The sequence below is a fragment of the Paraburkholderia sp. AV2 genome (assembly GCF_054968425.1).
Genome location: NZ_JBANLK010000002.1, coordinates 98,623 through 117,953, shown reverse-complemented (window position 1 = coordinate 117,953; position 19,331 = coordinate 98,623). Strand labels below are relative to the sequence as shown.

Annotated in this window: 18 protein-coding genes; 4 read left to right on the top strand and 14 right to left on the bottom strand. The window is 67.9% G+C overall.

What is annotated here, in order from left to right; translation table 11 throughout:
- Positions 1-142 precede the first annotated feature (142 nt).
- Positions 143-334 (top strand): hypothetical protein, encoded by a 192-nt coding sequence (locus tag V8683_RS02275; protein ID WP_411189218.1) that lies wholly within the window; start codon positions 143-145, stop codon positions 332-334.
- Positions 335-433: 99 nt separating this feature from the next.
- Positions 434-1,627, top strand: coding sequence for a low temperature requirement protein A (locus tag V8683_RS02270; RefSeq protein ID WP_411189217.1), 1,194 nt, complete (start codon positions 434-436; stop codon positions 1,625-1,627).
- Positions 1,628-1,816: 189 nt separating this feature from the next.
- Here V8683_RS02270 and V8683_RS02265 read toward each other — a convergent pair whose 3' ends face one another.
- From V8683_RS02265 to V8683_RS02200, 14 genes are all read right to left on the bottom strand, one after another.
- On the bottom strand, positions 1,817-2,551 hold the full coding sequence (locus V8683_RS02265) for a DUF2968 domain-containing protein (RefSeq protein ID WP_411189216.1): 735 nt from the start codon (positions 2,549-2,551) through the stop codon (positions 1,817-1,819).
- 48 nt (positions 2,552-2,599) lie between these two features.
- Complete coding sequence (locus tag V8683_RS02260; protein ID WP_411189215.1) at positions 2,600-3,988, bottom strand: sigma 54-interacting transcriptional regulator; 1,389 nt, start codon at positions 3,986-3,988, stop codon at positions 2,600-2,602.
- 9 nt (positions 3,989-3,997) lie between these two features.
- Positions 3,998-5,782, bottom strand: coding sequence for a pilus assembly protein TadG-related protein (locus V8683_RS02255; RefSeq protein ID WP_411189214.1), 1,785 nt, complete (start codon positions 5,780-5,782; stop codon positions 3,998-4,000).
- Between the two features lie 82 nt (positions 5,783-5,864).
- Complete coding sequence (locus V8683_RS02250) at positions 5,865-6,233, bottom strand: DUF3613 domain-containing protein (RefSeq protein ID WP_411189213.1); 369 nt, start codon at positions 6,231-6,233, stop codon at positions 5,865-5,867.
- A 42-nt stretch (positions 6,234-6,275) separates the two neighbouring features.
- Positions 6,276-7,169: a tetratricopeptide repeat protein gene (locus tag V8683_RS02245; RefSeq protein WP_411189212.1), complete on the bottom strand. Its 894-nt coding sequence runs from the start codon at positions 7,167-7,169 to the stop codon at positions 6,276-6,278.
- A 9-nt stretch (positions 7,170-7,178) separates the two neighbouring features.
- Positions 7,179-8,309 carry a type II secretion system F family protein gene (locus V8683_RS02240; RefSeq protein ID WP_411189211.1) on the bottom strand — a complete coding sequence of 377 codons (1,131 nt, stop codon included), beginning with the start codon at positions 8,307-8,309 and terminating at the stop codon, positions 7,179-7,181.
- Positions 8,306-9,376: a type II secretion system F family protein gene (locus V8683_RS02235; protein WP_411189210.1), complete on the bottom strand. Its 1,071-nt coding sequence runs from the start codon at positions 9,374-9,376 to the stop codon at positions 8,306-8,308. The genes V8683_RS02240 and V8683_RS02235 overlap by 4 nt, the downstream gene beginning before the upstream one ends.
- Complete coding sequence (locus tag V8683_RS02230; RefSeq protein WP_411189209.1) at positions 9,369-10,703, bottom strand: CpaF family protein; 1,335 nt, start codon at positions 10,701-10,703, stop codon at positions 9,369-9,371. Before V8683_RS02230 ends, V8683_RS02235 begins: the two co-directional genes overlap by 8 nt.
- Before the next feature lie 3 nt (positions 10,704-10,706).
- Complete coding sequence (locus V8683_RS02225) at positions 10,707-11,933, bottom strand: P-loop NTPase family protein (RefSeq protein ID WP_411189208.1); 1,227 nt, start codon at positions 11,931-11,933, stop codon at positions 10,707-10,709.
- A gap of 48 nt (positions 11,934-11,981) precedes the next feature.
- The gene (locus tag V8683_RS02220) at positions 11,982-13,376 is read right to left on the bottom strand and encodes a type II and III secretion system protein family protein (protein WP_411189207.1); all 1,395 of its coding nucleotides are present in this window, start codon (positions 13,374-13,376) and stop codon (positions 11,982-11,984) included.
- Positions 13,377-13,424: 48 nt separating this feature from the next.
- On the bottom strand, positions 13,425-14,357 hold the full coding sequence (gene cpaB / locus V8683_RS02215) for a Flp pilus assembly protein CpaB (protein ID WP_411189206.1): 933 nt from the start codon (positions 14,355-14,357) through the stop codon (positions 13,425-13,427).
- A 61-nt stretch (positions 14,358-14,418) separates the two neighbouring features.
- Positions 14,419-14,898, bottom strand: coding sequence for a TadE/TadG family type IV pilus assembly protein (locus V8683_RS02210; protein ID WP_411189205.1), 480 nt, complete (start codon positions 14,896-14,898; stop codon positions 14,419-14,421).
- On the bottom strand, positions 14,895-15,398 hold the full coding sequence (locus V8683_RS02205; RefSeq protein ID WP_411189204.1) for an A24 family peptidase: 504 nt from the start codon (positions 15,396-15,398) through the stop codon (positions 14,895-14,897). Before V8683_RS02205 ends, V8683_RS02210 begins: the two co-directional genes overlap by 4 nt.
- Positions 15,399-15,510: 112 nt before the next feature.
- On the bottom strand, positions 15,511-15,690 hold the full coding sequence (locus V8683_RS02200; protein WP_411189203.1) for a Flp family type IVb pilin: 180 nt from the start codon (positions 15,688-15,690) through the stop codon (positions 15,511-15,513).
- Between the two features lie 574 nt (positions 15,691-16,264).
- Between V8683_RS02200 and V8683_RS02195 the strand changes: the two genes are divergently transcribed.
- Together V8683_RS02195 and V8683_RS02190 are read left to right on the top strand one after the other, a co-directional pair.
- Complete coding sequence (locus V8683_RS02195) at positions 16,265-17,761, top strand: collagen-like triple helix repeat-containing protein (RefSeq protein WP_411189202.1); 1,497 nt, start codon at positions 16,265-16,267, stop codon at positions 17,759-17,761.
- Between the two features lie 39 nt (positions 17,762-17,800).
- On the top strand, positions 17,801-19,291 hold the full coding sequence (locus tag V8683_RS02190; protein ID WP_411189201.1) for a collagen-like triple helix repeat-containing protein: 1,491 nt from the start codon (positions 17,801-17,803) through the stop codon (positions 19,289-19,291).
- The last annotated feature ends 40 nt before the right edge of the window (positions 19,292-19,331 follow it).

The window sequence follows — 19,331 nt, the reverse complement described above, 5'->3', positions numbered from 1 at the left end:
TTCTGCTCGCGCGGGGCAGGCGTACGCCTGCCCCGCGGCCCCCATCAGGCAGGCATTGCCGTGGCTGGCCGCAACCCGCTCGCGTTCATGGTTTTATCGGTTGCGATATGCTGGTGCGCATGATCCCTCCACGGAGAACGTCATGAGCGCATCGAAGCCGAAAACCCCTGCACCCGCGCCGGAAGATCCGCTCGACGAAGCGCTCGAAGAAACTTTTCCGGCCAGCGATCCTATCGCCGTGGAGCCCGAGCGCGGCAACCGCGAGTCCGGCAAGGACGACGGGGACGGCAAGAAAAAGCACCACAGCGGCGGCCACCACGGCGGCAAGCACTGAGCCCGGACGAAGCGCAAGCATCGCGCGGGCGTGAGGCGTCTGTGCGCCCTTTCGTGCATCCCTTGTGCGTATTTTGGTGACCCTTTCTCCCCTGCCCGCATGAGCGCGACCCGTAACGCCCATTTCCTGCGCGAGCGCGACGGCGCCCATGCCGCCGTGACCTACGTCGAGCTGTTCTTCGACCTCATTTACGCCTTCGCCGTCACACAGCTCTCGCACCGGCTCGTCCACGATCTTTCGGTCGTCGGCGCCGTGCAAACGCTCGTGCTCTGGTTCGCCGTCTGGCTGGGCTGGCAGTACACGTGCTGGGTCACGAACTGGTTCGACCCCGATCGCATCCCGGTGCGGCTGCTGCTCTTCGCGGCGATGCTCGTCGGCATGGTGCTGGCCGCGAGCCTGCCGCTCGCGTTCGGCTCGCGCGGCCTGATGTTCGCCGCAAGCTATGTCGTGCTGCAACTGGGGCGCAGTCTCGTCGTGCTGGTGTTCCTCGGCCCGCGCCATGCGCTCACCGCGAACTTCCGCCGCATCGCGAGCTGGCTCGCCATCTCGGGCTGCCTCTGGATCGCGGGCGGTTTCGCCGACGGCTATGCGCGCCTCGTCTGGTGGAGCGCGGCCGTGCTGTGCGAATACGTCTCGCCGATGTTCGGCTTCCCGCTCCCCCTGCTCGGCCGCTCGACCGGCGCCGACTGGCGCACCGCCGCGGGCGGCCATATCGCCGAGCGCTGCCAGGGCTTCGTGATCCTCGCGCTGGGCGAATCGGTGGTGGTCACGGGCGCCACCTTCTCCGACATCGCGCAATGGAGCGTTCCTGTCGCGATCGCGTTCGCGGTCTGCTTCGCGGGCAGCATCGCCATGTGGTGGGTGTACTTCGACACGAGCAGCCGCGCGGGCAGCCGGGCGATCGAGGAAGCGGAAGAGCCGGGCCTGATGGCTGCGGCGTTCCATTATGTCCACGCCGTGCTGATTGCCGGCATGATCGCAGCCGCCGCCGGCGACGATCTCGTCATACTGCATCCGGCAACGCGCGTCGGCATGACCGAGGCGGCGCTACTGATCGGCGGTCCCGCGCTCTATGTAATCGGCAACGGGTTCTACAAGCGCGTGGTCTACGGCTGGTTCCCGCTCTCGCACTGGATCGGACTCGCACTCTTTGCGTTGGCGGCACCGCTCGCGCTGCACACCGACCTGCTGATGGCCGGCGCGCTGACGACCGGCGTGATGATCGTCGTGGCGATCTGGGAAAGCGTGTCGCGCCGCAGCGGCGCAGAGGAACACCGGCTGAGCGTGCCTTAGACCGCGGCCTGCGCAAAGCCGGAACACCGGCACGAATGAAAACGGCGCCCCGTGGTGGGGCGCCGCATTGAAGACACTGCGCGAGCGAAAGTGCGGAAAGCCGGGATAAGCGGCATACCGGGCCAGCATGCCAGCCCGGATTTTCCGCCCCGCTCCAACATCATGCCGCTTGCGAGGGCGGCATTCTGCTCACTGGACCGGCAAGCCGCCCTCAACCTGACGCTGCAGCTCGCGAACCTGACGCTGCGCGGCCCGCAACTGGTCCTGAGCCGCCGCCTTCTCGACCTGCAGCGCATTCGCCTGGTCGCGCGTCTGCTTCTGCTGGTCGGACACGACCGCCTGTTGCTGACGCGCAATCGCGAGATCCGCCTGGAGACGGTTCGCGTGATCCTGAGTCAGCGCGATCATGCGGTCGGTGAAGGCCTTTTGCGCCGAGAGCCGGATCCGGCGGATCTCCACTTCGGCGAGCTGCTGGGACTTTTGCGCGAAGTCGCGGTAAATGGCCTCGGCGCGCGTCTCGTCACTGGTCTTGATGACGCGCCAGAACGTCTTGTTCTGGAACAGCGCGACGTAGTAGATCATCTCCTTGCCGTAAAACAGCAGACTCGCGCCGTACGTGCCGTTGTAGGTCGTGCGCAGCTCGTTCAGATCCGACCCGCGGATCATCTGCTGCAGCTCGGCCACATTGCCCGCCGCGTTCTGCTGCGCCTCTTCCGGCGTCAGCGCAATCGTTTGGCTTTGGGCCGCCGGTTCAGAAGCGGCCGTTGCCGGCAACGCCTCCGTTGCAGCGGGCGCCGCCTGGACCGCCGGCTGGGTGGTCACCCCAGCGTCTTGCGGCAGCGCCTGCGCGCAACCGGCCTCGGTCCCCCCGAACAGCACCATGACTGCCAGTGCCGCCTGTCGAACTCTCCACTTGTAGTCCATGTAGTCCCTGCTTTGAACAGTTCTAGTTTTGGCAAAACCGGCTAATTATCACTCACTTTCCCGGGTTTCGGGCTCCTCGTCGAAAATTTGGTACTTGCGTATCTTTTCCCACAGCACCTTGCGGCTGATGCCGAGGAACTGGGCCGTATCCTTGCGCCGCCAGCCGTTCTGATCCAGCGCCGCCAGCAACCGGCTGCGCTCGGCCATGTCCCATTTGCTGCGATCGATCACCGGCAGCCCGGCCTCCGCTGCGGCCGGCTGTACCCCAAGCGCGCCCGCCAGCAGCCGGCGCAGGCGCGGCGCGTCCCAACTGCCCGTCTGGCGCACCGTGACCCCAATGCGCTCGGCCAGGTTGCGCAACTCGCGCACGTTGCCCGGAAAGCGCATTGCCGCAACCGAATCGGCAAGCCAGTACGGCAGCTCGGGCAGCGTGGCGAGCCGCTCCTTGCCCACCACGATCGCCACGAACGCCTTGAAGAGCGCGATCTTGTCCACGGCCCCGCGCTCCTCGAGCGACGGCACGATCAGTTCGATCACCGCGAGCCGGTAGTAGAGATCGGCGCGGAACGTGCCCTCCTTCACGAGATTCGGCAACTGCCGGTTGGTGGCCGCGACGAGCCGGAAATCCACCTTCACGGGCGTGGCCGAACCGATGCGCGTGACCGTGCCGTCCTCCAGTACACGCAGCAGCTTGACCTGCTGGTAGAGCGGCAGGTCGCCGATTTCGTCGAGGAAAAGCGTGCCGCCGTCGGCTTGCTCGAAGTAGCCCTTGTGCGCAACCGCCGCGCCGGTAAACGAGCCTTTTGCATGGCCGAAGAAGAGCGATTCGAAAAGACCGTCGGGAATCGCGCCGCAGTTCACGGCGACGAACGGGCCCTGGCCGTAGCGCGCGTTCTTGCGATGCAGCAGCTCGGCCACGCGCTCCTTGCCCGTGCCGGTCTCGCCGTGCACGAGCACGCTCGTCTCGCAGTCGGCGAAGGTCTCGACTTCCTTCATTAGCGCGTGCATCGATTCCGATTCGGCGACGAGCACGTCGGCGCCCGCCGTTTGCGCCGAATGCGCGCGCAACTGGATCACGAGCTTCGAGACGAGCCCGCGAAGCTCGGCGCAGGTGAAGTCGAGCGGCAGGATGTACGAGTACTCCGCCGGGTACATGGCCGGGTCATTGTCGCGCGGCGCCGCGCCCACCCAGATCACGGGCATGCCGTGGGTAGCCTGCCAGTCGCGCAGCACGAGCGCACCGGTGTCGATCACGCTCACGCTGACCACGGCAATGGACGCGCGCGCGGCGAGCCGCTGCGGCGAGATGACCGTGTCGTCGGCGCGGATCACGTCGACGTCGAGACTGGCCATGCAGCGCCCGACGCGCTCGACGATGTCGGCCTTGCCCTCCCAGACGTAGAGATCGAGTTCCTCGATGGGGGTGGTGGTTCGCATCGTGTGGCTCTATTTGACGAGTTGCGCGACGCCGCAGACAGCGGGGCTCGGCGTCACGGTGGCGACCCCCACCTGAACGCCGAGCAGTTGCAGAAGCGGGGCGATCAGCGCGGTGCTGAGCGTGTCGAGCACGGGGGTAAGCAAGGTGGTGAGCACGCTGCCGACGAAGCCGACGAGCGGACCCGCCGGAATGCTCTGGCTGCCGAGCAGCGAGACATTCAACGCGTTGCCCTGCAGCAGCGCCTGGCTCGTGTCCGACAGCGTGGCGGAAAGCAGCGGGCCAAGCTGGTTCGCGTTGGTGCTGTTGCTGCCGAGCGGATTACCGTTGCCGTCGAACGATAACGTGACCGCATCGGCGGCCGGCACCGAGGCCTCAAGCGGCAAGGCAGCCGTTACGGTCGCGACCGGCTGGCCCGCCAGCGCAACGTTCGCAATCGTGGCGGGCGTGCCGCAGCTGAAAGCCTGCGTGGAGTTCAGGCCCGTGGGCGCCTGCCCGATGCAGAGGTTGAGGAGACCGGTCTGGGCGCCGATATTGATGACACTCGCCGCCGCGGTCGGTGCGCACTGGATCGACGTCAGCCATGCCTGGGCGGGAGCCACCGTGAGATAGACCGGCAGTTGAACCGACACATCCACGGCTTGCGTCAGAAAGTTGATGAGCGAGCCGAGGATCGGAATGTTGACGGTCAGGCTCGATGTGCCGAGCCCGACATTGAGCAGTACGAGAATTTGCGCGGTGCTCGCGACGGTGCGCCACGTCGTCGTGCCGGGAATGTAGCCCGGCTGGCCGACCCCGATCGAAGGCGGCTCGACTATCTGCACGGCTAACTGCAGGCTCGCGGGCAGCGTGCCGAGGCCGCCGGTCAGGTTGTTCAGGTTGACGTTCAGGCCGATCGGCGGCTGCCCGGTCTGCGCGATCTCCGCGCCGACGATGAGTGCCTGCAGCGGCGAGATCGTCGCGTCGAGCGCGGCATTCGAATCGGCGAGCCCGAGCGAAAGCAGCCCGGGAGCATTCGGCCGATTGCCAAGCGCAAAGCTGGTGGTGCCGGGAATGTTCGCGGAGAGAATCGTGTTCAGCGCGCCGAGTGCGGCGGACGCATTCGCGTCCGTGACGGCTTGCTTCTGCAGCACATTGGCCATGAGTTGGGCGAGCTGCGCGACCGTGACGTTCGTGTTGAGCAGGCCATCCACGGTACCCGCGTTGGCCTGCGCCACCAGATCGCCGAGGCTGATGGTCGTATTTGCCAGGCCACTCCAGGAGGCCAGCGACAGGTTGACGCTCGTGCCGAGCAGGCCGCTCAGCAACCCGTTGAGCAGATCCGCCTGCACCAGCGTCGTCGAGAGCGAGAAAGAGTCCGTATTCGTGGCCTGGGCGGTCGCTACGGCCGAAACCTCGTGCGCCGGCCCGACAAAGAAGTACGGCACGAGGCGCGTGACCGTCACCTCCGCGCCATTGAGCGGCAACTGGGCCGCAGTGGGCGGATTGGAGGCCTGCGTAAACGCCATACCGCTGCCGCTCGAATCCCACCGTCCGCAGACGGTCGACAGCGTCTGCGTGGACGAAACGGTGAATCCGTTGCTCGCCGCATTCGCCGCTGCCGTGATGGGCGGTTGCTGGCACGCGTCGTCCATCTGCTGCACGGCGGCCAGCGCGGCGAGGTCCGCGACGTTCTGCAGCGAGCGGCGTGCGAGATAGAAGTTGGCGACATCGAGCACCCCGAGCGCCGCCACCGCCACGACGAGCGCGAGGGCCGCGATGCTCGCAATCGAGCCGCGCGCCCGTCTCGCAGGCATACGCGCGCGAGCGCGCCGCCGCAACAGCGGCCGCCTTGCGTCTGCGCCGGCGCGCACCGGCAGGGGCTCGCGCGCATCCATCTCAGTTCGAGCCGCCCGAAGTCGCCGGCGTATTGGCCATATTGGCCTGGCTCTGTCCCGTGTCGACCGAGGAGCCGAACGAGGCCGGAATCTCCGTATCGAACGACTTCAGGTAGCGCCGCCAGGCGAGGCCTGCCTCCGCGCCCAGCATAGGCAGCGCCGGGGCGGCCTGCGCGTTGCTGCGCTGGAGTTCGAGCCACGCGCTCGCCGAATGACCGATCTCGCTGTTCGGCGCGGCGTCAGTTGCCTGCGCATGGGCCTGCGGCGCTAGCAGCGCGCAAAGCGCGAGCGCCGCGAGTTGCCTGCGCGTGCCGCGGTTTCCGCCGCCGTTTCCGCCGCTGCTTCCGCTACGGTTATTCGTCTTCTTCATATCGCTCCCCGTGTTCCGCCTGCCCTGGCGAGTCATTGCACGTCATTGAGCAGAGCGCTCGACGAGCCGCGGCTGCGCCTCCCCGCCCGGCCAGCCCGACTGTGTACTTGCCATTGCCGCCGTCGGCGCGGGCATCGCCGCGCTCGCCAATGCCGCGCGCGCGTGTGCCATCTCGCGCGCGTGCTGAGCCTGCGCGACGTTTTGCGCGTCGCGCTCGATCGCCGCGCGCGCCGCCGGCGCGAGACCCTCCTGCGCCATCAGGGCCTGCGCGCTTGCCGCATCGCCGCTCGCCACGAAATACAGCGCGACATTGGCGACGATCTTCGGGTTATGCGTATCGAGCTCGACGGCCTTCAGCAGCGGCACGCGCGCCGCCGCCACCTCGCCCTCGCGCAGCAGCGCGTAGCCGAGATCGGAGAGCGTCGTGGCATCGGTGGGCTCCAGCCGCGACGCCTCCGCCAGTTCGCTGGCCGCCTTCGAAAAATCGCCGGCCGCGCCCGCGAGCAGACCCAGGCCGCGATGGCCGCGCGCCGCGAACGGCGTCGTCAGCAACTGCATGTAGGCCGTGGCGCTCGCTGCCGACTGCCCCGTCGCGCGCAACGCATCGGCGCGCAGCACGATCGACTCCGGGCTCGCGCCGTATTGATGCTCGTACGCGTCGATATGCGCGAGCGATGCGTAATAGAGCCCCTCGGCCTGCATGCGCTGGATGAGCCCCAGGTACATGCCCGGCGTATCGGGCGCCGGGTCGCGCGTGGCGTCGCGCATCTGCAGTTCGGCCTGGGCCTGCGGCCCCACGCCGTAGCCCTGTTCCTTCGACGCACAGGCAGCGAGTACCACAAGCGCCATGCATGCCGCGGCGGCAAGCGCGCCGCGCGCAGCCGGCGCTCGACGCGTAACGATGTGATTCATGATGTCCTCGTGAGCGAATTTCATGGCCGGCTCTCAACGATGCGAGGCGAGCGCGCGCATCACCGCGATCAAGCCGGGCCCCGCCGTGACGATCAGCAGCGCAGGCAAGAGCGTGAGCACCATCACGCCGGTCATCTTGACGGTGAGCCGGCCGATGCGCTCGCGCAGCGACGCGCGGCGCACTTCGCGCAGGCGCTCGCCGAATTGCCTGAGCGGCTCCTGGACCGCGCCGCCGTGGCGGTCGACCTGAATGATCAAACGGATCACGGCGCGCAAGTCCTCGTTCTCATAGATCGACGCCATGCGATGCAGCGATTGCTCGCGCGTACGACCCGCGACGAACTGGCGCTGCGCGATCTCCATCTCGCCCGCAAGCACGGGCAGCACGCGGCGGAATTCGTTCACCATGACCTGCAGGCTCTGGTCGAGCGAGAGACCCACTCCCTGAAGCAGGCGCAGCAGATCGACGAACATCGGCAGCTCGTTTGCGACGGATTCGATTCGCGCGCGTACGCGCCTTGCCAGCCAGAGCTTGGGCAGCATGAAGCCCGCGACGGCGGCCACGCCCATGAACACGAGCGGATGGCCGGCCGGATTGTGCGACGTGGCAAGCCACGCGCCGACAGCGCCGCCCCCCGCCGCGCAGGCAACGCGTGCGACGAGAAAAAGCCCGCGCGAGCGCGCGTCGACATAGCCGCAGCGATCCAGCACACGCCGGTCTTCTTCGGCCACGATGAGCCGGCCCGCCGGCGTATCGAGCCAGCGCGCGCCCCGTTCGGCGAACGCTTCGACGAAACCCTTGAGCCCGGTTGCGCGCGCCGGCTGCGAGCCTGCCGACCGGCCCGCGGCTTCCGCGGCAGAACCCGCCGCACTTGCCTGGGACACCGCATTAACGCCCGCCCCTATCCCTTGCGTCGCCGCGCCGAAGCCGATCTTTGCGCCGCCCGCAGCGCCGCCTGCGCCACCACCGGCGTCGGCCCGGTTCGACGCCGCCGCGCGCGCATCGGCCACGGCCGCTTCGGCCCCATAGCTCGCGAAGCGCTGCTCGAGCGTGCGCGCGCTGCGCCGCGCAGCGGCAATGCGGCTTAGCGCCTGCCCTGCCAGCAGCGCAAAACCGAGCGCCGCCAGCAGTAGCGCGAGCACGCCGAGCCGTCCTGCGTTCATGGCGAGCTCCTCAGCCGGGTGAGCCGATACAGCAGATACGCGCCCACCGCCTGCAGCACGAGCGCACCATAGACAAGATGACGGCCGCCATCGTCGTACCACATCGCCGCGAAATACTTCGGGTTGACGAGGATGAGAAAGCCGACGATGCCAACGGGCAGCAGTGCCAGTACCCATGCGGACATGCGCGTTTCCGCCGACATCGCCACGAGTTCGCGCTGCGCCTGATCGAGATCGCGCATGAAGGTCGCCATGCGTTCGAGCATGACGTCGGCGCGCCCGCCGTAACGGACCGACAGGCGCAGCACCGCGCCCACCAGATCGAGCTCGTTTGCGTGATAGACCTGGGCGACCTGATGCAGCGCGCGATCGATCTCGACGCCGGTACGCAGCATGCGCGAGACGCGTTCGAGACACTCGCGCAGCGGCATCTCGGTGGTCTGAAGCGCGGCCTGGAACGCGGCCGGCACGCTGTTGCCGAGCACCACGAGACGGACGATACCGTCGAGAAATGAGGGGAGCTGCGCGACCAGCCTCGCACGGCGCCGTTGCATGCGCAACGAAAGTACAAACGCCACGAGCACGCCGATCATTGCCAGCACGGTTAGCGCGGCGAGCGCGCCGCCGAGTAGTCCAGCCCACAGGCACGCCGTCAGCGTTGCGAACGCGATGAGCAATGCGGGCTTGCGTGCGTTGGCGATCCCGGCGCGGCTCATCGCGTGTTCGAAGGCCGTCGCGGCACGTGCACGCCAGCTATCCGGGTCCGCCGCGGCGCGGGTGGGCGTCTGGGCGTTCGATGCGTTCGATGCGTTGGGTCCATTGGGTGCATTCGCCGCGCGCGCACCCGGGCGCGACGGCGCAAATGCCGTCGCCCCTTCCGCGTTCTTCGTGCCGGATCCCGCGTGAACGGGCACGGCGGCGCCATAGCCCGCCGCCGACACCCGGCTTTCGACGAAGCGGGTCACGCGCTCGCGCGCGACCCGCGTCTGCGCGCGGTGCCAGAGCATGAGCCCCGACGCTGCGAACAGCAGCGCAAGCGCGGCGACGACGGCCAGCACGCTAGACATTGAAGCCCCCGTCGCGCCCGCCCATGCCGAAGGCAGCCGCGCTCAAGGTCTGCCGGAAACGCGCAAGCTTGGGCGAATGCGGATGGATGCCGAGCGAGTCCCAGCGGTCGATCTCCTCGCCCTCGGGGGTGGTCACCGGCTCGTAGCGGTACAACTCCTGCGTCGCGATGATGTTGTCGGACAGCCCCGTTACTTCGGTTACCGAAAGAATTCTCCGGCGCCCGTTCGAGAGCCGGCCGATCTGCACGATGAAGTCGACCGCATTCGCGATCTGCCGGCGCAGGCTCGATTCGGTGCCCTGAAAGCCCGCGAACCCCGCAAGCATTTCGAGGCGATACAGGCACTCGCGCGGCGAGCTCGCGTGCACGGTGGCCATCGATCCGTCGTGGCCCGTGTTCATCGCCTGCAGCATTTCCAGCACCTCGCCGCCGCGCACTTCGCCGACGATGATGCGGTCCGGCCGCATGCGCAGCGTGTTGCGCAGCAGATCGCGGATGCTCACCACGCCCGCGCCGTCGAAGCCGCCCGGCCGGCTCTCCAGCCGCACCACATGCGGGTGGTTCAGCGAAAGCTCCGCGGTGTCTTCGATCGTCACCACGCGCTCCACGTCGGGGATGTGAAACGCCAGCGCATTGAGCAGCGACGTCTTGCCCGAACTCGTGCCGCCCGAAACGAGGATGTTGCAGCGAGCCTGCACCGCCGCTTCGAAGAGCGCCCCGATCTCCACCCCAAACGTACCGTTGCCGAGCAGATCGTCGGGCCGCAGCGGATCCTTGCGGAACTTGCGGATCGAGACGATCGGACCCGCCAGCGAAAGCGGCTCGATCACGACATTGATGCGTCCGCCGTCGGGCAGGCGCGCATCGACCATCGGATTCGATTCGTCGAGACGCCGCCCGATCGGCGCGAGGATGCGACGCACGATGCGCAGCAGATGCGCGTTGTCGGAGAAACGCACCGGAATCTTCGCGAGGATGCCGTGACGCGACACGTAGACGTCGCTATAGCCGTTCACGAGGATGTCCTCGACGGCGGGATCCGCAAGCAGATCCTCGATCGGCCCGAAGCCCGCGAGTTCCTTCGTCAACGCCTCGGCGATGATCCGCACCTCGCTTTCGTTGATCGGGATATGACGCAGCCGGACGAAGCTGTCCATCTCCAGGTCGACGAACTGGTTGATCGCGTGGCGCGACCAGCGGCCGAATTCGGCGCCCAGCTCTTCGATGCGTGTGAGCAGATGCTCGTGGGCCGCGTTCTTGACGTCCTGAAACTGCTGGCTCTGCGCGAACAGAGGAGAGTCGTCGGCAAATTCGATGTTATCCGCCATGATCTACGACCGCTTCGAAGAGTGTGGGAGAAAGCGGCGCAGCGCCTCGAGCTTTCTCGCCGCGCGCGGCCGCTGACCATCGAGCTGCGCGGCGAGCGCTTCGAGCGCGCGCACGTAGGGATCGCGCGGCGCCGTTTCGGCGAGCAGCTTGCCGCGATTGGCCGCCTGGCACAGCGCCACGCGTCGCGACGGCAATACCCCCGCAAGTTCAATGCCAAGGCGCGAAGCGATCTGCGCGGCGGAGAGATCGAGCTCCGCTTCGTACTGGTTGAGCACGAGCTGCACGTGAGCGAGGTCCACGCCGCCCTCGCGCAACGCGTCGAGCTGACGCGCCGCCGAAACGATCGAGGCGACGCTCTGGTCGCAGACGAGCCAGGTGTCGTCGGCGGCCTGCACTACGTTCGCGATGAACTCCATATTCGAAAAGCCGCCGAGGTCGACCAGTTGATGGTCGAAGAACGCGCGCAGCCGCGTGAGCAACGCCGCCGAGGACTGATACGAAACCTCGCGCAGCGCGCCGAGATCGGCAGGCAGGGTCGTCAGCGCCAGCCCGCTCTCGTGGCGCGCGAGCGCCGTGTGCACGAAGGTCTGGTCGAAGCGGCGCAGGTTGCGCACGGCGTCGACGAACGAGAAGCCGTTGCCCGCGTTCAGCAGCAACGCGCCGTCGCCGGCCGGCAGACCGAGGTCGAGAAGCGCCGTGTGGCGGTTGATGGCGGCGCCTTTGTGCGCAAGCAGCGCGCCGAGGTTCGCCGCGAGCGTCGTCACGCCCATGCCCGCGCGCGCGCCCAGCAGCACCGTGAGGTGGCCGTGGCGGCTCACCGGCTCGACGCGGTTGTCGAGCACCTGGCGCACGATGCGCAGCGCGTCGCCGCCGTCGGCCGCCATGTCGACGAAATCGCGCACGCCCGCGCGCAATGCCGCGAGCGCGCTCTCGGGTTCGGCGAGCGTGCCCACTGCAATGACCTGCAGCCCCGGAAACGCCGCGTGCGCGGCTGCCGCCACCGCGCTCGCCGCCGCGCCGCGTCCCGCCGAGAAGTCCACGAGCAGAAGCGAGGGCATGTGCATCGCAATGCGCTGCGTCACCTGCGCCGGATCGAGCGCCACGGCTTCCATCTTGCCGGCCGCCCCGATCGAGCGGGCAACCCAGCGTGCGTGCGCTTCGTCCGGCGATGCGAACACGAAGGAATCCGCGACCGTACGGTCAGTCTGCAAGTGCGCTCTCGCGTTCATGACTGCTCTCCCATTTTTTCCGCTGCGCCGTAGGCTGCCTCGGCGCGCTCACGGCGAAAATCCCGGTACCGGATCGCGCGAGGCCGCGCCGCCCAGCAACGCGCGCCAGACCGGTCCATCACGCTGTTCGGACTGCTCACCAGGCGTGGCGGGCAGCATGGCGTTCTTCGCGAGCGGCGAAACCAGATGCGGCGTCACGATGATCACCAGTTCGTTGTCGGTCTGCTGATACTGCAATTGCTTGAAGAACGTGCCGATCACCGGCAAGTCGCCAAGGAGCGGCACCTTGTTGACGTTCGACGACGTCTCGCGATCGATCAGGCCGCCAATCACGAAGCTCTCGCCATCACCCAGCTCGACGGTCGTTTCCGCGCGGCGCGTCGTGATCGCCGGCACCGAAACGCCGCTGATCGTCACGGCGTTCGTGTAGTCGAGCTGGCTCGCCTCGGGCGCGACCTTCAGCGCGATACGCTGCGGCGAGAGCACGGTGGGCGTGAGCGTGAGCCCGATGCCGTACGGCTTGTATTCGATCGATGTCGCACCGAGCGCCTGCGGCACCGGCACGGGAATTTCCCCGCCCGCGAGAAAGCTCGCGTTCTGCCCCGAGAGCGCCACGAGCGTCGGCTCGGCCAGCACGCGCGCGAGGTTGTTCGTCTCCATGAGGCTCAGATCCGAGAACAGCCCATGCGAAGCCGACGAAAACACGAGATTGAACGCCGACGAGATCGGCGTGATGCCCGTGAGCGCGGTGCCCACCGCCGTATTGTTCGCGCCGGACGACAGCGACGAAGGTCCGAACGAGCCGAACGAAAAACCATTGTTCTGGCGGAAGAAGTTGAAGCCGATCTGCTTGAGCACCGACCGGCTGAACTCCACCACGCGCACATCCACCTGAACCACCGCACGCGTCGCGACATTCGACGCGTCGAGCACGCTGTCCGGCTTCGCATCCTTGCCGAGCGCGCCCTCGGCCGCGACCACCGCGCGCTGGTGAGCCTCCATCGTCGCCGCTTCGCCCGTGATGATCGCCGTGCCGTTCAGCGTCTTCACCGCCGGCGTATCCGGACCGAGCAACGCGCGTGCGGCGCTCGTCGTCACGTTGACCGTGATCGTGCTCACCGTATCGCCGCCGTCCCACAGCATCACGTTCGTCGTGCCCGGCGCCTTGCCCACCAGCAGCACGCCGCCACGCCGGTCGCCGCGCACGATCATCACGTCCGCGATCGACGGATCGCCCACGGCGATGCGCCGCAATGCGCCCGAAACCGGCAGCGTGCGCTGCTCGCCCACCGTGAGTTCGACCGCCTGCGGCAGTTCCGCCGATCCCGCCGCCGCTCCCGCTTGCGCACCCGGCGCAGCGCGCGCGGGCACCGTCGCAAGCGCGAGCGTGAGAAGCCCGGCGCACGCGGATGCCGCGAGGGCCACTGCGAGTTTCCTCGTCATCGTCATATTGTTTTGCTTGCCACAAACCCGCCGCGCCTGTGCGGCACATTACCAGGCAACCGTTTCCGCTCGCCCGCCCCGTATTACTTCGATGCCGCCGCGCGCCGCCGGCGCGTTGCGATGTGTTGCTGCCGCTGCCTCGCGCGGCGCACTGCCGCCGGCGAGCTGATCGAGCGCCACGCCCTCCGCCGCGCGCGTCGAGCCTTGCGGCGCGTCGTGCGACACGACCTTGATCACGCCCGGAGACGTTGCGAACGCCGAAGGATCGACTGTGTCGTCGTCGGTCGGATTGCGCAGCGCCAAAATCAGTTGTCCCTGGCTTTGGGCGAGGGCCAGCTTGTCCACCTCGGTCACCGGTACCGCGAGCACGGCGGTACGCGGCGCCATGTTCTGCGTACCGAAGCCGCTCGTGCGTTGCGGATTGCCGCCCGGCGGCGTTGCGTCGGCGGGATTGCCGAAGACCAGCACGCGCGCCTTCGAGACGAGGAGGCGCGCCTGGGTGCGCCCCACTTCGCCACCGCTCACCGCACCATCGCGGCGCAGCGTGAAGAACACATCGACGTAATTGCCGGGCTTCAGCTCGTAGCCCACCGCGTTGACCTCGTCTACACGCACCGCCACCGCGCGCTCGCCAGGCTGGATGCTGGCCGCGAGGCTCGACGACAGTTGCGTGTCGAGCACGGGCGCGTCCGCCGCGATCTCGGTAAGCGGCACGCGGCCGGCGATCAGCGCCTTGTCGTTAAACGCGCCTTCGGGATGAATGGGCAAGGCCTGTACGCGCAGCGCATCGGCGGAAATCGGCTGACCCGCGGGCAGCGTGCGCGTGGCGACGACGACCGGCGTGAGCATCTGGACAGCCGACGAAACGGGCGGTACGACGGGCGCCGGAGGTGCGCGGCGCGCCAGCATGAAAGCAAACGCGCCGAGCACGAGAGCGCCGGCAATCAGCAGGCCCGCGACGATTTTGGTCAGATTCGCCATGAACGGTCACCCTGGCTCCGCTGGAGCGGCGCGATTACGGATAGAGAGGTATGGACGCACATCAGAGCAGGTTCTCCGGGTCGAGCTGCACGGTGGCCTGGCCGGTGAGCGACTGCGGTATAGCGATGCTCAGAAGAGGCAATATCGGCACGAGCGGATTCGCCCCGTATGCATAAGTCAGCGTCACCTGGATGCAGTCCATGGCGGGGTTGTTCGTGCAACCCGACGGCGATGCACTGATCGCATTCGTACAGGTCGCCGTGACGGGTAGCCAGCTCACGACGGTCGTCGCGCGACTGCACGCCTGCGCGGCACGCTCGCTCAGGGCCGTGCCATCGCTCGTCGCGCTCTGCCAGACGAGCGCGGCACGCGCACCCTCTTCCGCTGCTGCTGTCAGGCTCTGCTGCGTGAGGAACACCATGCTGTACGTGATGATCGCGTACAGCACGAGGAAGAACACCGGGAACACGATCGCAAATTCGACTGCGGCGGTACCGCGCTGCATCGCGCGACGCGTGGGCTTGCCCGTGACCCGGCTCATCGGATACCTCCCAGCGCGAACTGCCATGCGAGCCACGCGACGGCCGACACCGTCAGGCAGGCGGCGTATGGTGTACCGCGACGCCCGCCCACCATAAATATCTGCACTCCTTGATAACGCGCAGCGCTACTGCGACGACGAAGCACAAGCAGCGTCGCTGCTGCGTGCACGCCCGCAGCAATGCTCGCTGCGATCCAGAGACCCGGCAACAGATGCAGCCCACACCATGCACCAAGCACGGCGAACACCTTGACGTCGCCCGCCCCCATCACACCGAGCACAAAGAACGGCATGAGCGCGGCGAGGCCGACCACGGCAGCGCCAAGGGCTTGTGCGACGTCGATGCGCGCCGGACCGGCGTGGAGCACCGACGCGGCAAGCGCAGCGCACAGACCGGCCACGACGAGGGCGTTGGGCACGCGGCGCGAGCGGCAATCGCCGATCGCGACCGCCACCGCCCAGACGCCGAACACGAGGTCGCTGAGTAGGGTGAGTGTCATAGCCGGAATTCGCGCACAGCAATCCGCACGCACCACAGGAACGGAGCGAGTGAAAAGCAGAGTTTCTGCTTCGCTACGGACTACTACGAATAGGGCAAAGAGCGACGTCGGCTTAGCCGCCAACGGTCTTCGACAAGCTCGCGTAGATGTTGGTGAACACGGTGTTCAGCTCGGCGCCCAGGTTCGTGACCGCAGTCAGAATCGCCAGCGCGATCACTCCCGCAATCAGCCCATATTCCAGCGCGGTAACCCCGTCTTCCGACTTGATGAATTGTTTGAACAGTTTGTTCATTTCGGCCCTCTCTCTTATTTCGCTTTCACGTTGTCCTGCGCCGGCTTCACAAAGCCTTGCCCGTATCGTGAATAGTCGCCTGCGCATCCGGTCCGGCTGCGCGCGAGCCTTTATTACAGCTCGCTAACGTTGGCCCAAATCGCATACACATCCCTCTTGATGCATGCGTTCAGTGCTCCTTGTGCGGCTTTTATAGCGTAACAAACATCGTTGCGCAATCGCCCTCTCGTATTTTCATTATCGGCATAGGCGTTGTGTTGTTTAGCCCGGACAAACCATGACAACACTATTCAGGACTAGAAAGTCATCGTGTTACGCCCTGTTCCGTAACGCTCCCATGCCGGCGTTACGTGACGTAACGCTTGCCGGCACGAGGTCTCGCGACACCTGCGCAAACGATTCATTCGACGAAAGACACGGCCGGATGCTTGGCACGCCTTGATTTGAAAAACCCCTCTAGCGAGCGGTTTCCTGCACGCCATACCCCTCGTCGCTGCCTGGCACATCTGTTGCAGATAAGGACGCGTAGTCCAGACAAACGACACAAGCAGATACCACACGAGACGAGGGCATCATGAATCAGAACACGATCGGCAACGCCGCACGCTTGACGCTTGTCGCGGCCACCACCGCTGCCATGCTTTCGTTGAGCGCGTGCGGCGGTTCCGGCACGCTCAGCAGCGGCACGGGCACGGGTAGCGGCGGCGGCACGCTGTCCACGAGCGGCTCCAGTGGCTCGGGAGGAAGCGGCGACAGCAGCGGCGCAGGCACCACAACCGGCAGCAACGGCAGCGGTACAGGCAGCGGCGGCGGCGGCACGACCACCGGCGACAGCGGCAGCGGTAGCGGTAGCGGCTCGAACAACGGAGGGGGGACCGGGGGCGGCACCACGACCGGCAGTAACGGCAATGGCAACGGCAACGGTTCGGGAGGCGGCGGCGGTTCGACCGTCGCCGCCAACGCCGTGGGCCAGGTCGCAAACGCCGCCGGCAATGTCGTGAACGCCGCCGGCTCGACGGCGACGGGTCTCGGCACGTTGATCGCCTCGCAGTCGGTGCCGGGTGTCAGCTCCGCGACCACGAGCGCTGCCGGCGGCATCGTGCAGAACGTCGGTTCGGCTGTCTCGACGCTCGGCACGGGCGTCTCGCAAGGCCTCGGCCAGATCGGCGCCAGCAGCAATCCGGTCGACACCACGCTCGCCAGCACAGGCGGCGCCGTGAGCGATGTCGGCAAGGCCGTCACGAACGCCGGTCAACTCGTCACGAGCCTCGGCAGCGGCCCGCTCGCGCCGCTCGCCGCGCTCACGACGCCCGTCGGCGGCGCCGTCGGCACGCTGGGCTCGGCGCTCACCACCGGCGGTCAAACACTCACGTCGGTCCTTTCGCAAGGGCCGGTCCAACAGGTCACGCAGCAGCTCAGCTCGGCCATCACGCCGATCACCTCGGTGCTCGCTGCCACCACGCAAACGCTTGGCAACGCAACGGGCGTCGGCGCGCCGGTCAATGGCCTGCTGCAAGCGATCGGCGGCGGACTCCAGAAGGGCGGCGCCCTCGTCGCGCAGACCGGCGGCGGCACGAATCCGGTCACGACCGGCGTCGGCACGCTCGTCGCCGATACGGGCAAGACGGTCGCCTCGGCGGGCGGACTGCTGACGGGCGGCAGCTCCGGCAGCAATCCGCTTGCCCCGGTCACGAGCCTCCTGGGTGGCGCGACCGGTGGCTCCGGCAGTTCGGGCAGCGGCCCGCTCGCACCCGTAACGAGCCTTCTTGGCGGCATAACCGGCGGTTCCGGCAGCAGCGGCAGCAATCCGCTCGCACCCGTAACGAACCTCGTCTCGACCCTGACCAGCACGGTCACCGGCGCGGCGGGCGGCGTCGGCGTGGGAGTCGGCGTCGGCGCGGTGGCCGGTGCGGGCGCCGGGACCTCGGGATCGCACGGCACGAGCACCGGCAGCACCACACCTGGCCTCTCGCTCGCATCCTCGAGCGGCGGAACGAGCGGCAGCAGCACGACGGGCCCGCTCGCCGGCTTGACCTCGCTCGTTGGCGGCCTGCTCGGCGCCAAAAAGTAAGCGCATTCGAACCACTCTTTCAGACGAGGAGACACCGTCATGTCCACCAGCGCAACGGCGGTTTTCAACGAACAGACCCAGACGCTCGTGCGCGGCCTGCGCCTCACCGCGCTCGCCTGTGCCGTGGCCTGCTCGCTCGCGGCCTGCGGCGGCAGCAGCTATACGCCGCCCAACAACGCGGCCAGCGGGGCGACCGGCACGGGCGGCACCAGCGGCACGGGTGGCGGCACCACGACCGGCTCGACGGGCGGCGGCAGCGGCACGAACTCGGGCGGCGGGGGCTCGACGACATCCAGCGGCACAACCGGGACGAGCGGCGCGCTGACCTCGGTCGCCAAGACCGCCACCGATCTCGGCAACACCATCAGCTCCACGCCCCTACCCGGCGCGAGCGGCGTCACCTCGGGCCTCGGCAGCACGGTCGCGAGCACCGGCGGCGTGGTCAACGCGCTCGCCAACGACCTCGCGGGCGGTGTCGGTCAGACCGGGTCGAGCACGAATCCCGTGGGCGCCACGGTCGCCGGCCTGGGCAGCGTGGTGAGCTCAACGAGCGGTGTCGTCAACGGCCTTTCGTCGACCGTGAGCGGTCTCGGCAGCGGCCCGCTCTCGCCGCTCGCTCCCGTCACGTCGCCGGTGGCGGGCGTACTCGCCACGACGGCGAACACCGTCAACGCGGGCGGCGCGGTCCTTGGCAACGTGCTCTCCTCGGCCCCCGTGCAGCAGGTCACGCAACCCATCAGCACGGCCATCACGCCGATCGTGCTCACCGCCGGTCTCGTCACGCAGCAGGTGGGGACGACCACAGGCCTCGGCGTGCCGCTTTCGGGCGTGCTCGCCAAGCTGGGCGGCGCAGTCTCGACGGCCGGCACGACCCTCGGCAGCGCGGCCAGCGCCGCCACGAACAACCCGCTCGGCGCCGACGTCGGCACGCTCGTCGCCTCGCTCGGCAACACCGTGACGAACGCGGGCGGCCTCGTCAACCCGAACGGGCCTAACGGCGCTGCGCCAATTCCCGGCTTGATCGTGAGCCTGGTCGGCAGCAGCAATTACGCTGTACTAAGCGGTCCACCGACCGGCGCCGCAGCGAGCGGGCCGCTCGGCCCGCTCAAGGCCACGCTCGCCAGCCTCGGCCTCGGCAGTTCGCCGCTCGGCAACCTGCCGGTCGGCTCGCTCACGGGTGTGCTTTCGGGCACGCCGCTCGGAGGCGTGCTGACGAACACGCCGCTCAACAGCATCCTCTCGGCCACCCCGCTCAGCGGCACAATCGCGGGCGTGCCGGTGGTCGGCGCCCTGCTAGCGGGCACGACGACTGGCAGCGCCGGCAGCCCGGCGGCCACGGGCGCGCTCGCCTCGCTCACCTCGCCCACGACCGGTAGCGCCGGCGCCACTGCCCTGCTGCAGCCGGTGACGGCCCTTGTCGGCACGGTCACGGGCACGCTCGGTTCGACGGCGGGCGGCACGTCCGGCACCTCGGGTAGCTCAAGCAGTTCAGGGGGTCTGTTAGGTGGCCTGCTCAAGAAGCTGCCATAGCCGAACGCAAAATCATCGGGCAAGATACGCAACGCGACGA

What these genes read in the sequence shown, in the direction of transcription:
- V8683_RS02270 (WP_411189217.1), top strand. Translation starts at nt 434, where the DNA reads ATGAGCGCGACCCGTAACGCCCATTTCCTGCGCGAGCGCGACGGCGCC.
- V8683_RS02260 (WP_411189215.1), bottom strand. Translation starts at nt 3,988, where the DNA reads ATGCGAACCACCACCCCCATCGAGGAACTCGATCTCTACGTCTGGGAG.
- cpaB (WP_411189206.1), bottom strand. Translation starts at nt 14,357, where the DNA reads ATGGCGAATCTGACCAAAATCGTCGCGGGCCTGCTGATTGCCGGCGCT.
- V8683_RS02255 (WP_411189214.1), bottom strand. Translation starts at nt 5,782, where the DNA reads ATGCCTGCGAGACGGGCGCGCGGCTCGATTGCGAGCATCGCGGCCCTC.
- V8683_RS02210 (WP_411189205.1), bottom strand. Translation starts at nt 14,898, where the DNA reads ATGAGCCGGGTCACGGGCAAGCCCACGCGTCGCGCGATGCAGCGCGGT.
- V8683_RS02195 (WP_411189202.1), top strand. Translation starts at nt 16,265, where the DNA reads ATGAATCAGAACACGATCGGCAACGCCGCACGCTTGACGCTTGTCGCG.
- V8683_RS02245 (WP_411189212.1), bottom strand. Translation starts at nt 7,169, where the DNA reads ATGAAATTCGCTCACGAGGACATCATGAATCACATCGTTACGCGTCGA.
- V8683_RS02190 (WP_411189201.1), top strand. Translation starts at nt 17,801, where the DNA reads ATGTCCACCAGCGCAACGGCGGTTTTCAACGAACAGACCCAGACGCTC.
- V8683_RS02240 (WP_411189211.1), bottom strand. Translation starts at nt 8,309, where the DNA reads ATGAACGCAGGACGGCTCGGCGTGCTCGCGCTACTGCTGGCGGCGCTC.
- V8683_RS02230 (WP_411189209.1), bottom strand. Translation starts at nt 10,703, where the DNA reads ATGGCGGATAACATCGAATTTGCCGACGACTCTCCTCTGTTCGCGCAG.
- V8683_RS02265 (WP_411189216.1), bottom strand. Translation starts at nt 2,551, where the DNA reads ATGGACTACAAGTGGAGAGTTCGACAGGCGGCACTGGCAGTCATGGTG.
- V8683_RS02275 (WP_411189218.1), top strand. Translation starts at nt 143, where the DNA reads ATGAGCGCATCGAAGCCGAAAACCCCTGCACCCGCGCCGGAAGATCCG.
- V8683_RS02205 (WP_411189204.1), bottom strand. Translation starts at nt 15,398, where the DNA reads ATGACACTCACCCTACTCAGCGACCTCGTGTTCGGCGTCTGGGCGGTG.
- V8683_RS02200 (WP_411189203.1), bottom strand. Translation starts at nt 15,690, where the DNA reads ATGAACAAACTGTTCAAACAATTCATCAAGTCGGAAGACGGGGTTACC.
- V8683_RS02225 (WP_411189208.1), bottom strand. Translation starts at nt 11,933, where the DNA reads ATGAACGCGAGAGCGCACTTGCAGACTGACCGTACGGTCGCGGATTCC.
- V8683_RS02220 (WP_411189207.1), bottom strand. Translation starts at nt 13,376, where the DNA reads ATGACGAGGAAACTCGCAGTGGCCCTCGCGGCATCCGCGTGCGCCGGG.
- V8683_RS02250 (WP_411189213.1), bottom strand. Translation starts at nt 6,233, where the DNA reads ATGAAGAAGACGAATAACCGTAGCGGAAGCAGCGGCGGAAACGGCGGC.
- V8683_RS02235 (WP_411189210.1), bottom strand. Translation starts at nt 9,376, where the DNA reads ATGTCTAGCGTGCTGGCCGTCGTCGCCGCGCTTGCGCTGCTGTTCGCA.